The sequence below is a fragment of the Bradyrhizobium sp. AUGA SZCCT0431 genome (assembly GCF_018131065.1).
GTDB lineage: Bacteria > Pseudomonadota > Alphaproteobacteria > Rhizobiales > Xanthobacteraceae > Bradyrhizobium.
This window is the reverse complement of the sequence record NZ_JAFCLR010000037.1, coordinates 68935-83252: the sequence shown is the minus strand read 5'-3', so window position 1 is coordinate 83252 and position 14318 is coordinate 68935. Positions and strand designations below refer to the sequence as shown.

Annotated in this window: 11 protein-coding genes; 2 read left to right on the top strand and 9 right to left on the bottom strand. The window is 61.2% G+C overall.

The features are described from left to right. The first annotated feature begins 728 nt into the window (after positions 1-728). Positions 729-884, top strand: a complete 156-nt coding sequence (locus JQ567_RS29090) for a hypothetical protein (protein ID WP_212442001.1) — start codon at positions 729-731, stop codon at positions 882-884. A 66-nt stretch (positions 885-950) separates the two neighbouring features. Here JQ567_RS29090 and JQ567_RS29085 read toward each other — a convergent pair whose 3' ends face one another. Continuing rightward, positions 951-1946: an ABC transporter substrate-binding protein gene (locus JQ567_RS29085; RefSeq protein WP_212442000.1), complete on the bottom strand. Its 996-nt coding sequence runs from the start codon at positions 1944-1946 to the stop codon at positions 951-953. A 432-nt stretch (positions 1947-2378) separates the two neighbouring features. Here JQ567_RS29085 and JQ567_RS29080 point away from each other — a divergent pair, with 432 nt between their 5' ends. Then, positions 2379-3365: an ABC transporter substrate-binding protein gene (locus JQ567_RS29080; RefSeq protein ID WP_212441999.1), complete on the top strand. Its 987-nt coding sequence runs from the start codon at positions 2379-2381 to the stop codon at positions 3363-3365. 216 nt (positions 3366-3581) lie between these two features. On the opposite strand, the gene JQ567_RS29075 is transcribed toward JQ567_RS29080, so the two are convergent. The 8 genes from JQ567_RS29075 to JQ567_RS29040 form a co-directional block, all read right to left on the bottom strand. Further along, complete coding sequence (locus JQ567_RS29075) at positions 3582-3851, bottom strand: hypothetical protein (protein ID WP_212441998.1); 270 nt, start codon at positions 3849-3851, stop codon at positions 3582-3584. A 902-nt stretch (positions 3852-4753) separates the two neighbouring features. Further along, positions 4754-5386: a flavin reductase family protein gene (locus tag JQ567_RS29070; protein WP_212441997.1), complete on the bottom strand. Its 633-nt coding sequence runs from the start codon at positions 5384-5386 to the stop codon at positions 4754-4756. Positions 5387-5501: 115 nt separating this feature from the next. After that, on the bottom strand, positions 5502-6110 hold the full coding sequence (locus JQ567_RS29065; protein WP_212442008.1) for a TetR/AcrR family transcriptional regulator: 609 nt from the start codon (positions 6108-6110) through the stop codon (positions 5502-5504). Positions 6111-6128: 18 nt separating this feature from the next. Continuing rightward, positions 6129-9281, bottom strand: a complete 3153-nt coding sequence (locus tag JQ567_RS29060; RefSeq protein ID WP_212441996.1) for an efflux RND transporter permease subunit — start codon at positions 9279-9281, stop codon at positions 6129-6131. A gap of 123 nt (positions 9282-9404) precedes the next feature. After that, positions 9405-10511, bottom strand: coding sequence for an efflux RND transporter periplasmic adaptor subunit (locus JQ567_RS29055; RefSeq protein WP_212441995.1), 1107 nt, complete (start codon positions 10509-10511; stop codon positions 9405-9407). Positions 10512-10846: 335 nt separating this feature from the next. Further along, positions 10847-12163, bottom strand: a complete 1317-nt coding sequence (locus tag JQ567_RS29050) for an MFS transporter (RefSeq protein ID WP_212441994.1) — start codon at positions 12161-12163, stop codon at positions 10847-10849. Positions 12164-12294: 131 nt separating this feature from the next. After that, on the bottom strand, positions 12295-13464 hold the full coding sequence (locus JQ567_RS29045) for a winged helix-turn-helix domain-containing protein (RefSeq protein WP_212441993.1): 1170 nt from the start codon (positions 13462-13464) through the stop codon (positions 12295-12297). A 124-nt stretch (positions 13465-13588) separates the two neighbouring features. After that, on the bottom strand, positions 13589-13819 hold the full coding sequence (locus tag JQ567_RS29040) for a hypothetical protein (RefSeq protein ID WP_212441992.1): 231 nt from the start codon (positions 13817-13819) through the stop codon (positions 13589-13591). Between the last annotated feature and the right edge of the window lie 499 nt (positions 13820-14318).

Below are 14318 nucleotides of genomic sequence, written 5' to 3'. Positions count from 1 at the left end.
GTGCAAACAAAGCTGCACACGAGCATACAGGGCAGCGGAGGCAATCCGACATTCCCTGCGCAATGGCTTTACGGCTTACTTCGTGCTCTCCTCGGTCGGGCCGAGCTCGTTGTCACCGTCATCAGTGAGAGGCGTTAGCCTCTTCACCGACTTGACGCCAGCATCGGGGCGTCGGGACCACACGACTTCACCGTACGCCTTTGTTGCGCGCGTCAAGCGCAACATCAGCGTCCACCGCGACCCGCCCCTCGTTGTGACGATGGCCAACGCCCCTCTGAGTGGGACGGGATGGCTATTGATGTGCAGGTGATTTGGGGTCGAAGAAAAGGGAAATATTTTTGATTTTCAGAAATTTAGGACTTGACACGATTTCCGCAAATCAGAAGTGATTTGCCCGTCGGGTCAATTTGTCGCGGGAAAGCGCAGGACCATGCGGACCCCGATGAATCAGCGTCGAGCCGCGCAGGTCGTCAATTGTAAACCTAAGTATCATCGTCTCAAACGAATGTAAGGCACTGATGAACGTCTGTGCAATGGTCCGATCCGTCTGTCTGCGAGAGGTTGTAGTTCGACGGCGTTATGCCGTTCGAACCGGGATTGAGCGACGGAGCTGAGAAGGCCGCACTCGCTGAGGCGGCTAAGGCATTGGCCCGGTCAGCTGCTCGCGAATGTGAGCGCTGGGCGGAGTAACCCACCGCGAAACTTGCAAGCAGGAAGGAAGCACTGTCATGGACGTCATCATCCAGAAGATTAACGGCTTGTGGCACCTCATCGTCGGGTCGTGTCAGATCCGGACTCCGTTCCTGGAGACACAGCACCGCTCGCTGGTCGTTGCGTACGCCCGCCAGGTCTACCCCGGCGCCAAGATTCTCGAACGCGACTGACGGTTAAGAAGGGAATGGGCAGCACTCACGCAGGTCAAGAGTGCTGCGCCAACGCTCGGAAACCCTTCATTCGATCACCTCGTCGGCACGAGCCAGCAGCGTGGCGGGAATGTTGATTTCAAGTGCCTTCGCAGTTTTGAGGTTGATGACGAGTTCATATTTGGTCGGCTGCTCGACTGGGAGATCGGCGGGTTTAGCGCCTTTAAGGATCTTGTCCACATAACTCGCGCTGCGCCGGATGAAATCGGTGAGGTGAGCTCCGTAAGACATGAGCCCACCGACTTCCACAAACTCCTTGCTCACGGAAAACACCGGCAACCGAAGCTTTGTGGCGAGATCGACAATGCGTCTTCGTTCCGCGAAAAGCATCGTGCTCGGAAGCACGAACAGGGCATCGGTTCGGTTCTTCGCAATGGTCGAAAAAGCCTGCTCCAATTCGTCTGGGCCCCGCACGGCAACAAGTTGAAGATGCAATCCCAGGGTCTGTGCGGCCGCCTCAGTCTCTTTCATCATTTTGGTCATGGTTTGCTCGCTGAATACGGCTGGCTGCCAGAGCGCCACCACCACGGAAGCCGTGGGAAGCGCCTCTTTGAGTAAGGCGAGACGTTTGGGAACCAGTTGCGGGCCAATAAAGGTTAAGCCCGTGATATTCCCGCCCGGTTTCGCGAGACTCGCGACGAGCCCATCTCCGACTGGATCGCCCATGATAGGGACAACAATAGGAATTGTAGAGGTTGCGTGCTGAGTAGCTCGACCGGCGGCCGAATTCGAAGCCACGATGACGTCAACGTTCAGACCGACAAGTTCGCTTGCCAAAGCCGGAAAGCGCTCGATTTTCGAATCCGCCGCTCGAACCTCAACGAGAACGTTCTGACCATCGATGTAGCCGTGCTCCTGCAACCCTTGCCGAAAGGCTCCGAGGGTTGCGCGCGCTTCGAGAGAGTCAATTGACCTCATCACGATAAAACCGATCCGTGCGACCTTCTTCGGCTGCTGTGCTCTCGCCGCATTCGGGCATACCGCAGCGCCCGCAAGCGCCATGATCAAATCACGTCGGCGCATTGTCCTCGTCCTAGCCAAGGCCCAGAGACGATCCCGGGCGGCCCAGCCTATCACATTGAAGCAGACCAGTCTGAGCTACTTTGGCGATAATTGGTTAGGACGCGACTTCCGCTATGGGTCCATTTGCGGAAGTCATCGCCTGCATTGGCGGAGTCCGTTCGGCTCCCATAAACGGACGTGATCGGTTCGGTTGCGCAAGTCTGACAAGCGCCACACCGGTCTTTCTTCCCCCTTCGGATTCGCACGACCTTGGTGTAGGTTACTGCGAGATGCCAGCCAGGGCACGCCGAATTCCCGTTGGTTCACTGGTGCCGATGGCAGCCGAAGAATTCTATTAGGTCAGTGGCAGGCGGCGAATGCCGCTGCCGTTCGCGTGTTGGCGTGCGCCCGCCACTGCGTTGCGATTTCGCAGTCCTCACTTGGGAGGATAAAATGCGACGGCGCGATTTTGTTTTCGGTTCTTCGGGCGCGGCTCTTGCGATGCTGGATAGTGTGCGCGCCCAACAGGTTGGGCGGGTATGGCGCGTGGGCAATGTCGGGCCAGAGCCTCGTGACAAGGGTCAATATCTGGTCGACGCCTTTTCACAAAAATTGGCCGAGTTCGGCTACCAGCAAGGGCGCAACATTGATCTGACTGCGCACTTCGCTGAAGCCCGCATCGAAAAGTTCGCGGAGCTTCTTGCTCCTTTGGTGGCCAATCTCGACCTTTTGGTTGTCTGGAGCACGATCGGCCTCATCGCCGCCAAGAAAGTTGTTCCTCCCGCTCTGCCAACAATTTTTATTGGAGTAGGCGATCCGGTGCGCGTAGGCGCGGTGCAGAGCCTTTCGCACCCTGGAGGAAACATGACCGGGGTGACCTATGAGTCGGCGACCGAGACGTGGGCAAAGCGAATTGAACTCCTGAAGGAGATCGTGCCCAATCTCGACAGGGTGGGCGTTCTCAAAGCGGGAAATGATCCAAACTCAGCATACGCCATGGCTTCGTTGGAACCGTGGTTGCCAGCACTCGGCGTCACATTGGTGGCCGTGGATTTTACGTCGACCGACGAACTGGACGCTGCATTCTCTGAAATGATGCGAAAGAACGTCAAAGGCGTGCTGGTGATTTCCGGAGCCCTTACTTTCGTCAACGGCAAGCGGATTTCGGAGCTGGCATTGGAGCATGGATTGCCGTCAGTTCACGGATTTAGGGAGACCGTTGCATTGGGAGGATTAGTGAGCCTCGGACCGGAACTTGTGGCAATAGCTCGGCAGGGGGCGCGGCTCGCAGACAAGATCATGAAAGGGGAGAAACCGGCCAATATCCCCGTGGAAGAGCCTACGGTTTATGAAGTATGGCTCAATTTGCGCACCGCGCGCGTACTCAGCATCACGATACCAGCCTCTGTTACCGCCCGCGCCGACCGTGTGATCGAATGAGCCGCGAGGTCCGTAAGGCGGATTGAGCCGACCTGTCCGCCGTAGCTCAAAGAGCGAAGGCGGAAGGCGTAATCCGCCCTGCCCGAAGCTTGGTGCCCGCCATCAACTACCGCGCCGGCGCGTGCCGAGTGACGTTCATCACAGTGGCACCGTGCAGGTTAGCTGTAGATCACGAACAGGGACGGATGGGACCGCGCGACTGCAAACAGGGGATTATCAGCTATGACAACACGCTCCGACGAACATTGTAGAGACTTCGGAGATGCCGATCATAATTTGCGTCGCGCGCGCATGGCCGGTTATGTGCTGCTTGCCGGTCTTTTTCTTGAGGTTGTGAGCTGCATAATTTGGTTTCATGGCGTAAGAGACCTTAGCTTCGTTGATATGCGTCGCGTTGGTGGCTGGAGGTGTCGCGGGCGAGATCTTCTTTGAATACAAGGCCAGACTGGCCGACAACGGCACGCCCATCGTCGCCGCACCACCCATCAGCAGGGTTGATCAGCCGGCGCCAGACCGTTCGAGGAGCAGCGTGAACAGGACAGGCCTGCACTTCAGCATCGGGCTCGGCGAACTCCTTCGCAATCGCAATACGCCGTCTTCGCCGAACAATTCCAAGCTGCGGTCGCCATTTCCTGAACGAGCTCGCAGAAGCCTGCCACTGCGCCGCTGGCGAGAGCGCTTTGCATCAAGCTAGAAAAGCTCGTCGGAGCCGACCGGTCCGGAAGCCCCAAGAAGGGTGCGCGGGAGCCGGACCATCGCACAGGCGGCGCGCGTAAGCGCCCGCTGGACGGCCGGGTTTTGGCTATTAGTATAGGTGCGGGGAAACGAGGGATAGCCAATGCTGTTCAAGAGATTTCGACGGGCCGTTGAACCCAGTCCCAGCAAATGGAAGCGAATAGAAGAAACACCGATACCGTTGAGCCTCGGTCGGATTTGGCTCGTTGATAATGATGGCAGTATCACGCGCGCGATGGCATTTACCTGGCCGATCCTCAAACGCCGCGAGCCGCGCAAATATCGGTTCTGGATGTCTCGTGAGCCTCACGCACGAGAACCTTCCGCTGAGGCTATTGCGGCTCTCAGAGTGCTTAAAGCCAAATAGGCCGGAGCACGTGCCTAAGACGAGCGCCTGATAAGGGCAAATCTGGAGCTGGCTTCGCGTGCGCCACGTCGAAGCAAAAATAAATCGCGACGAGGCGAGCGACGATCTCACAAAGGAAAAACTGCATTCGACACCCGTCATCAAGCGCTGCTTCGATGACCAGGCCGCAATCGGCTGGGCCACGGCAGTCGTTGCATCCGCGCTACACCGTTTGGGTGTGGCCGGAACTGGTGTTGGTTCAATTGCAGGAACGATTTGCGGACCCGCGAAGCGCGGGGCGAGACGATCAATCCGGCCGCACCATCTCGAACATGTTTTCCGGCTTGATCTCGAAATAATCGCCGCTGCGGCCGGCGCGGACGATCGGGCGGGCCATCGCGGTCTGGTAGACGCCGTCCTTGATCATGGCCTTGTCGATGTGGACGGCGACGACTTCGCCGAGCGTCAGCCAGGCCTGCGCCTTGTCGCCATTGGCGCCCTGCAGCTGGATGATCTGCGTCAGCCGGCATTCAAACGCGACCGGGCTTTCGGCAACGCGGGGCACGTTGACGAGCTTGCCGGGTACTGCCGTGAGGCCGGCGATATTGAACTCGTTAACGTCATGGGCGACGTGGGCCGCGGTCGCGTTCATCTGCTGCGCCAGGTCCATGGTGGCGAGATTCCAGATGAACTCCTTGGTCTCCTGGATGTTGGCGGCGCTGTCCTTCCAGTTGGTGGAGGAGAAGCCGATGATCGGCGGCTTGTAGCAGAACGCGTTGAAGAAGCTGTAGGGCGCCAGGTTGACGTTGCCCTTGGTATCGCGCGACGAAATCCACCCGATCGGGCGCGGCGCGATGATGGCGTTGAAGGGGTCGTGCTTGAGGCCGTGGCCCTTGGCAGGTTCGTAATAATGCAGGTCTTTGGGGCTCTTGGCGTCCATTTTCCGGTGTTTCCTTCAATCGCGGGGTCGGCAAAGCGTAGCGCGCCCACAAGCTTTATTGAAGTAACAATGGTGGGCATGGCGCATGCGCGCCCGAAGCAACCCGGGCTCGGAGCTATTGCGCCTTGCCGCGCGGGGCCATGCTGGCGAGGATGAAATCGATCATCCGGTCGATGGTCGGCCCCGGCTTGTTGGCGCATTGGGCGATCATTTGCGGGTGGAAGAACCGGATCATGCCGGTGCAGCAGCACAATGCCGCCTGCTCCAGGTCATCGACCTCGAATTCGCCGGTCGCCACGCCCTGCGCAATCACGCTGCCCATCGTCTGCGTGACCAACATGATATGGGCGTTGCAGACCTCCCAGTCCTCCTCCATCGCGATCGCGACCATCTCGTGCAGCTTGGAATCGCCGACATAGCGTTCCGAATTCATGCGGTGGACGGTCTTCATCAGTTCGCGCAACCGGGGCGCGGCCGGACCGGGCCGGTCCGCGATCCGCTGCGCCTCGACCTCGACCTCGCCCATCAGGCCGCGGGCGACGCCTTCGTGGATCGCCTTCTTCGAATCGAAGAAGCGATAGACGTTGGCCGGGCTCATCCGCAGTTCTTTGGCGATGTCGGCCACCGTCGTCTTCTGGTAGCCGATCTGCCGGAACAGACGCTCCGCCACCACGAGAATCCGTTCCCGCGTGTCAGTTTCGATGTGTTCGGCAATCAGCGTCATGTCAGAACCAATGTTCAATTATTCCGCCGCGTCGGCAAGCGGAAATGCGAGCGGAGAGGTGCTCAGATCCTTGGCCGGATGTTGCGGCGCAAGATCGGGCTGCTTGGTCTGGCCGCTTTCTTCCAGGCTCTTGCGGAACCAGAGCGCATAGAGGCCCGGCAGGTACAGCAAGGTCAGGAAGGTTGCAACGAACAAACCGCCCATGATGGTGATCGCCATCGGGCCCCAGAAGGCCGAACGCGACAGCGGGATCATGGCCAGGATTGCGGCGAGCGCCGTCAGGATCACCGGGCGGGCACGCCGGACGGTGGCTTCGACGATGGCTTCCTTGCGCGTCATGCCATGGGAAACGTCGGTCTCGATCTGGTCGACCAGAATGACCGCGTTGCGCATGATCATGCCGGCCAGCGCGATCAGCCCGAGCAGCGCCACGAAGCCGAACGGCTGGCCCGCGATGTTGAGGCCGAGCGAGGCGCCGACGATGCCGAGCGGCGCCGTCAAAAACACCAGGATCAGGCGCGAGAAGCTCTGCAGCTGGATCATCAAGAGCGTCAGCATCACCAGCGCCATCAGCGGAAACAGCACGGCGATCGAGGCGTTGCCCTTGGCGGATTCCTCGAACGCGCCGCCCGGCTCGATCCGGTAGGCCGGCTCGAGTTGGTCGCGGATCTGCTGCAGTTTCGGCCAGATCTGGTTGGTGACGTCGGGCGCCTGCACGCCGTCGGCGACGTCGGTACGCACGGTGATCGCCATGTCGCGGTTACGCCGCCACAGGATCGGTTCCTCATGGGCGTATTCGATCTTGGCGATCTGCTGCAGCGGCACGGCAACGCCGTTGCGTGAGGTCACGGTGAGGTCGCCGACATGGCCGAGATCGAGCCGCTCGGACGGAACCGCGCGGGCGATGACGCCGACCTTCTCGATGCCGTCGCGGATGGTCGTCACCGGCGCACCCGAGATCAGCATGCTGAGCGCCTGCGAGACGTCCTGCGGGGTAAGACCAAGCGCACGGGCACGGTCCTGATCGACCACGAGCTTGAGGTAGGGCGACTGCTCGTTCCAGTCGAGCTGCGGCTCGAGGGCATTGGGATTCTGCCGCATCACGTCACGCACCTGATAGGCGATGTCGCGGACCTTGTTGGGGTCGGGGCCGATCACGCGGAACTGGACCGGGAAGCCGACCGGCGGGCCGAAATTGAAGCGGTCGACGCGCACGCGCGCCTCGGAGAGGTCGCCGCCGGCGACCGCCTTCTCCAGCCGCGCCTTGATGCGCTCGCGGGCGTCGACGTCCTTGGAGACGATCACGATTTCGGCGAAGGCCTCGTTCGGCAGCTGCGGGTTGAGGCCGAGCCAGAAGCGCGGCGAACCCTGGCCGACATAGGAGGTGTAGGTCGCGATGTCCTTGTCGTCCTTGAGCAGCGCCTCGGCCTTCTTGACCGACTTCTCGGTAACGTTGAAGGCGGTGCCTTCGGGCAGGCGCAACTGCAGGAACAGCTCGGGGCGTTCCGACAGCGGGAAGAACTGCTGCTGGACGTTACCGAAGCTGACGATCGAGAGCGCGAACACGCCGACCGTCGCCACCACCACCTTGATGCGGTGGTCGACGCACCACTGCACCATGCTGCGCAGGATGCGATAGACGCGGGTCTCATAGACGGCGTGCGGATCGTGGTTGTGGTGGACCTTGATGTTCGGCAGCAGCTTGACGCCTATATAGGGCGTGAAGATCACCGCGACGAACCAGGACGCCACCAGCGAAATCGCCACGATCCAGAAAATGCCGCCGGCATATTCGCCGACCGCGGAATTGGCAAAGCCGATGGGGAGGAAGCCAGCGGCCGTGACCAGCGTCCCCGTGAGCATCGGAAACGCAGTAGATTCCCAGGCAAAGGAGGCCGCGCGGACGCGGTCCCAGCCCTGCTCCATCTTCACCACCATCATCTCAACCGCGATGATGGCGTCGTCGACGAGCAGGCCGAGCGCGATGATCAGCGCGCCCAATGTAATACGGTGCAGATCGATCGACATCGCGTTCATGACGATGAAGACGATCGCCAGCACCAGCGGCACCGACATCGCCACCACGATGCCGGTTCGCCAGCCGAGCGCCAGGAACGAGACGAACAGCACGATCGCCAGCGCCTCGATGAAGGAGTGCACGAACTCGCCGACGGCGCGCTCGACCACCTTGGGCTGGTCGGCGATCTGCTCGACATTGATGCCCTGCGGCACCGCCTTCATGAAGTCATTGCTCGCGTTCTCGACTTCCTTGCCGAGCTCGAGGATGTTGGCGCCCTTGGCGGTGACCACGCCGATACCGAGCGCAGGCTTGCCTTCCTGGCGCGCCTTGAAGGTCGGCGGATCGACGAAGCCGTGGGTGACGGTGGCGATATCGCCCAGGCGGAATATCCGGCCGTTGCTCTCGACCGGTGTCTCGGCAACCGCCTTGGCGCCGTCGAACGCGCCGGTGACGCGCAGCGGCACGCGCTGCGAGGAAGTTTCCACCGTGCCGGCCGGCGTGACGTTGTTCTGCTTGGCCAGCGAATCGAACAGCGCCTGCGGCGTGACGCCGATCGTCGCCAGCTTGGCGTGCGAGAATTCGACGAAGATGCGCTCGTCCTGGGCGCCGTAGAGATTGACCTTGGTGACGCCGGGCACCTTCAGCAGCCGCTGGCGCATGCCTTCGGCGGCCTTCTTCAGCTGCGCGTAATCGGCGCCGTCGCCGGTCATCATATAGAGGATGGAATCGACGTCGCTGAATTCGTCATTGACGTTGGGGCCGAGCAGGCCCGCCGGCAACTGACCCTGCACGTCGGCGAGCTTCTTGCGGAGCAAGTAGAACAAATACGGCACTTGCGCCGGCGGCGTCGAATCCTTGAACGTGACCTGCATCGCGGTGAACGCGGGCTTGGAATAGGTCTGCACCTTCTCGAAGTAAGGCAGCTCCTGCAGCTTCTTCTCGATGGGATCGGCGACCTGGGTCTGCATCTCCTGCGCCGTGGCGCCCGGCCAGATCGCGGAGACGTTGACCACCTTCACGGTGAAGAACGGATCCTCGGCGCGGCCAAGCCGCTCGTAGGAGAAGAAGCCGGCCACACCCAGCGCGATCATCAGGAACAGGATCAGCGTCGGATGGCTTACCGCCCAGCCCGACAGATTGAAGCGCTTCATGTCACTCTCCAAATTCCTAACCGTATCTATCGATCGTCGTTGCGAGGAGCGAAGCGACGAAGCAATCCATATATCCGTTATGCCGAGCTATGGATTGCTTCGCTCCGCTCGCAATGACGGGGGTTAAAACGACAGCGACGAGACGACCCGGACCTTCTGGGCCGGATCGAGCTTCTGCACGCCGAGCGCCACAACCTTGGCGCCTTCAGGCACGCCGCCGGTGATGACGACGGAATTGCTCTCGTAGGATTTCACGACGACCGGCTTCAGCGTCACGGCGCCGGCATCGTCGACGATGTAGAGCGAGGGATTGCCGCCCTGGCTGTACAGCGCCGACAGCGGCAGCTTCGCGACGTTCTCGGTGGCGGGATCGGACAGCGTCAACGTTGCGGTCATGCCGAGCGAAACGCTGTCGCCGGCGCCGGGCAGCGAGAACTTTGCCAGATAGGTGCGCGTTGCCGGATCCGCCGTCGGCGCGATCTCGCGCAGCTTCGCGACGTATTTCTTGTTGGCATCAGACCACAGCGTGACGGAGGCAGCGCCATCCTTGGCGCGGCCAACAAGGGTCTCCGGGATCGCGACCACGGCTTCCTTTTCGGCAAAGCGCGCGACACGGACCGCGGTCTGGCCGGAGGCGACCACCTGGCCGGCGTCGATCAGGGTCGCGGTGACGACGCCGCGGGTATCTGCGACCAGCGTCGCATAAGAGAGCGAGTTCTTGGTCAGTTCGACCGAACGTTCGGCACGATAGAAGCGCGCGCGGGCCTCATCGGCGGCGGCGCGGCTCTGATCCATTTGCGCGTCCGTGGTCCAGCCCTTGGCGCGGAGATCCTTGGCGCGCTGCTCGGACGCGGAGGCCTGCGCCAGCACGCCGGTCGCGGCGCGGTATTCCGCTTCGGACTGCTCGGCCTGCAGCTTCAGATCGACTTCATCGAGGGTGGCGAGCGGCTGGCCGACATCAACGGTCTGGCCGACTTCCACGAGGCGCTTTGCGACCTTGCCCGGGACCCGGAAACCCATGTCGGTCTCGATCCGGGGCCTGATGGTGCCAACAAAACTGCGTTCCGGCGTTTCCGCCTCATAATGCACGGTGGCGACCAGAACCGGACGCCCGGGAGTGGCTTTTTCGGCCGCCTTTTCATTGCAGCCGGTCAGCGAAAACACCGCCAACGCCAGCATCGCTCCGGTCAAGAGCCTGTAATAGCTGGAAAAAATGGAACGGGCGAACATCGAATTCTCCATCGGCTACATGCTGATGAAGATTATTGAGTGTTCACTGACGAATGTCAATATTCGTCAGTGAACACCAATTCGTGAGTTGATGGACCAAAACGGGTCACAAAACCTTCGACGCCCCTGCGAACGCAGGGGCCCATCGCCACAAATGCCGATGAGGCCAAAAGCGCTGGCCACCTGCCCCTTCCCGAGGCCGCGGCGTATGGGCCCCTGCGTTCGCAGGGGCGAAGGATAGATTCGTAGCCCGGATGAAGCGCAGCGAAATCCGGGTCCGCTCGCAAACCCAGAGAGTTTCCCGGATTGCGCTGCGCTCCATCCGGGCTACGGACTTACGCGAACTCGGTCTTGGTGTCATGCCCGCCCAGAAACACCAGCAGCCCCGCCGCAAGCGGCAGCAGCGAGAGCACCAGCAAGCCGGTTGAGGTGCTCCCGGTAGCTTCCTTGACCCAGCCGACCAGATACGGCCCGCCAAAACCCGCGAGGTTGCCGATCGAATTGATCAGCGCGATCGCGCCGGCGGCGGCCGTGCCCGACAGCCACGCCGTCGGCAACGTCCAGAACACCGCGAAGGTGCAGAACACGCCGATCGCGGCGATCGTCAGCAGCACCATCGTCGTGACGGGATCGGTGATGTAGCTGGAGGCGCCGAGCGCGACGGCGGTGAGCAGCAGCGGCCCACCGACATGGGCGACGCGTTCGCGCGTGGCGTCGGAGTGCCGCGCCCACAGGATCATCGCGATGGTGCCGAACAGGAACGGGATCGCGGTGACGAAACCGGTCTGCGCATTGCTGAGGCCGAATGCTTTCACGATCTGCGGCAGCCAGAACTGCATGCCGTAGAGCGCACCGACGAAGCCGAAATAGACGATGCTCAGCATGATCACCTTCGGCGACGATAGCGCCTGCCCGAGCGTCAGATGCTTTGCCGCCTGCTTGGTCGCGATCTCCGCCTGCAGCTTTGCCGCCAGCCACGCCTTCTGTTCCGACGTCAGCCAGTCCGCCTTCTCCGGTCTGTCGGTGAGATAGAACCAGGTGACGATGCCGAGCAGCACCGAGGGAATACCCTCGAGAATGAACAGCCACTGCCAGCCCTGCAGGCCCATCATGCCGTCGAGCCCGAGCAGCAGGCCCGAGATCGGCGCGCCGATCACGGTGGAGATGGGAACGGCGATCGCAAACGCGGCGAGGAACCGCGCGCGGTATTCCGCCGGATACCAATAGGTCAGATAGAGAATGATGCCGGGAAAGAAGCCGGCTTCGGCGACGCCAAGCAGAAAGCGCAGCACGTAAAAACTCAACTCGCCGCTCACCAGCGCCATCGCCGCCGAGATGATGCCCCAGGTCACCATGATGCGGGCGATCCAGCGGCTGGCGCCGAATTTTTCCAGCGCGAGGTTACTCGGCACCTCGAAGATGAAATAGCCGATGAAGAAGATGCCGGCGCCCCAGGCGAAGATCAGCGGCGTGAACTGCAGTTCCGCGTTCATGGTGAGCGCGGCGAAGCCGAGATTGACGCGGTCGAGATAGGAGAAGAAATAGGCCAGGATCAGGAATGGAATGAGCCGCCATGAGATCGTGCGGATGGTCGAGGTTTCGATGTCGCTCCTGGCGACGCCGGCGGCGACTGACGTGGTGGCAAGGCTCATAAGTTTGTTCCCGGGCCGTTTATTGCTGTTGCCGGGGTTTTGAGCATTGGCAAAGCGGTGTCAATCCGATTTGCGGGAGCAGCGCATCCGCAATCGGATGGGGGCAATGCGCGGGACGCAATGGCTGCGCTTCACTCCGCCAGCTGAAACCGTTCGAAGCGATGAAGTTCTTCCTCGATGTGGCGCTTGAGCTCCTTGCGCGGAGCCTTCGCGGCGCCCTTGCCGACCCAGTTCCATTTCTGCATCAGCAATTTCTTTTCCTTGCGGTCGGTCTTCAGATCGATCGCAGCGACGATGTCTTCGCCGACCAGCACCGGCAGCGCGAAATAACCTAACAGGCGCTTTTCCTTCGGCACATAGGCCTCGAAACGATGGCCGTAATCGAAGAACAATTCGGTGCGCTTGCGCTGGATGATCAGGGGATCGAACGGCGAGAGGATGTGCACGAGGCCGCCATCGCCCTCGCCTGCGGGTTGCTCCAGCGTCTCTGCCCGCGCCCAATGTTCCTGCTTGCCCGCGCCTTCGAGGGCTACCGCCACCATCTCCTTGCGGCGGACGCGCGCCTCGATCAGGCGGCGGACCGCGGCCTTGCTCGGCGCATCGAGATGGCAAGTCGAATCGAGGCTGACGAGCCCCTGCGCGCGCAAGGCGCGGTCGAGCAGGTAGGTGGTCGTCTCGAGGTTCGATGCCGGCTTGGGCGGCTTGTCCCAGCCGAAATGCCGCGTCATCAGCTCATATGTTTTCAGCATGCCGGTGCGTTCGGAGATCGTGACCGCGCCGGTATAGAACGCCAGCTGCAGCGCGCGCTTCGACGGCTTGCGGCTCGCCCACAGATGCTCCTTCTCGGTCAGCACGTCGTCCTCGATGTCGCGGATGGTCAGCGCGCCGTCGCGCTTGAGCAGCCGCATCACCTTCCGGGTGTCGGCGGGGCTGACGGACGCGAACCATTTGTGGCCCTCGCGCTTGTGCAGCTTCATGCCGGGCACGAAGAAGCGAAAGTCTTTCGACGGCACATAGGACAGCGCATGGGTCCAGTATTCGAACACGCTCTTGTCGACGCTCTGGGCCTGCCGCAGGTCCGCGCGCCGATAGTTGGGAATGCGGCTGAAGAGAATGTGGTGGTGGCAGCGCTCGATCACGTTGATGGTGTCGATCTGCACATAGCCGAGATGCTCCACCGCAGCCGCAGTGGCCGCCGGCCCCTCGCCGAACGGGTCAGGCGTATCGAGCCGCTGGGCACGCAGCCAGATTCGCCGGGCCTCGGTCTTGGTCAGGGGGTGGGGTTTTGTCGCGCGGGGCATCGCCCGGCAATGTAATCGGATTCGTTCATCGGAGGAGTCCCGGAATCGGGGTGAGGAACAGACTCTTTGTTTGACGCGTTTTCTTAGACGCGAACCGGTACCCACTTCGCTCGAAAACGCTATGTTATCGTTTCGGCCGGTCCGGGACGCTGCCGGTTGCGATATCCGCCTCACAGGACGCCTTGCCATGGTCCGGGGCGCGGCATTTGTAGACGCTGCCGGTCAGGCGATCGACCAGCCACGCGCTCTCTTCGGTCGGACCTTCGAAGGCGGTATAGCGGGTGCCGAGCGCGTTGATGAACGTCGACAGCAAGATCGCCGCCGCGATCATCGCCGCGCCGATCAAGGTCGGCATTGAACTTGCCGAGCCCGTGAGTTCCGGTGGAACGTTACGATAATTTTGATACTCACGTTGACGCTTTACCGACTGAAACACCCGCCCGCCTGCTCTTGCTTGCCCAAACCTTTTCTTCGGATTTTCTCTTGGGATTTTCTCGTGGAGAATGGTGCTAGGTCCCCATCATGCCGATTTGTTGTTCGCAGATCGGCGCTGGCGCGACGGCATTGAGACCCAGCAATGAAGAGCAACGAGAAAGGCTGGAAGCGGCGCGGGTCGCTGATACCTACAACACCAGGTCACCGCCCTTTGGAGAATTGCGGGCGGCTTGCAAGCGCCCTTTACTGGAGTCGCAGAGAAAACAGTGATCTAGATCACACAGGGTAACAGAGCGGACCCAAATCAACGAAAGCCGGCCACATTCAACGTGACCTAGATCACATTGGCCGGTTTGAACCTGTCTTATCTTCGCAGCATCAAATCGCCAACCAGCCAATATGGCAGGCGTAACAGTGAG

Coding starts and splice junctions, on each gene's coding strand:
- JQ567_RS29050 (WP_212441994.1), bottom strand. CDS start 12,163: ATGAGCCTTGCCACCACGTCAGTCGCCGCCGGCGTCGCCAGGAGCGAC.
- JQ567_RS29045 (WP_212441993.1), bottom strand. CDS start 13,464: ATGCCCCGCGCGACAAAACCCCACCCCCTGACCAAGACCGAGGCCCGG.
- JQ567_RS29055 (WP_212441995.1), bottom strand. CDS start 10,511: ATGTTCGCCCGTTCCATTTTTTCCAGCTATTACAGGCTCTTGACCGGA.
- JQ567_RS29060 (WP_212441996.1), bottom strand. CDS start 9,281: ATGAAGCGCTTCAATCTGTCGGGCTGGGCGGTAAGCCATCCGACGCTG.
- JQ567_RS29085 (WP_212442000.1), bottom strand. CDS start 1,946: ATGCGCCGACGTGATTTGATCATGGCGCTTGCGGGCGCTGCGGTATGC.
- JQ567_RS29080 (WP_212441999.1), top strand. CDS start 2,379: ATGCGACGGCGCGATTTTGTTTTCGGTTCTTCGGGCGCGGCTCTTGCG.
- JQ567_RS29070 (WP_212441997.1), bottom strand. CDS start 5,386: ATGGACGCCAAGAGCCCCAAAGACCTGCATTATTACGAACCTGCCAAG.
- JQ567_RS29040 (WP_212441992.1), bottom strand. CDS start 13,819: ATGCCGACCTTGATCGGCGCGGCGATGATCGCGGCGGCGATCTTGCTG.
- JQ567_RS29065 (WP_212442008.1), bottom strand. CDS start 6,110: ATGACGCTGATTGCCGAACACATCGAAACTGACACGCGGGAACGGATT.
- JQ567_RS29075 (WP_212441998.1), bottom strand. CDS start 3,851: ATGGGTGGTGCGGCGACGATGGGCGTGCCGTTGTCGGCCAGTCTGGCC.
- JQ567_RS29090 (WP_212442001.1), top strand. CDS start 729: ATGGACGTCATCATCCAGAAGATTAACGGCTTGTGGCACCTCATCGTC.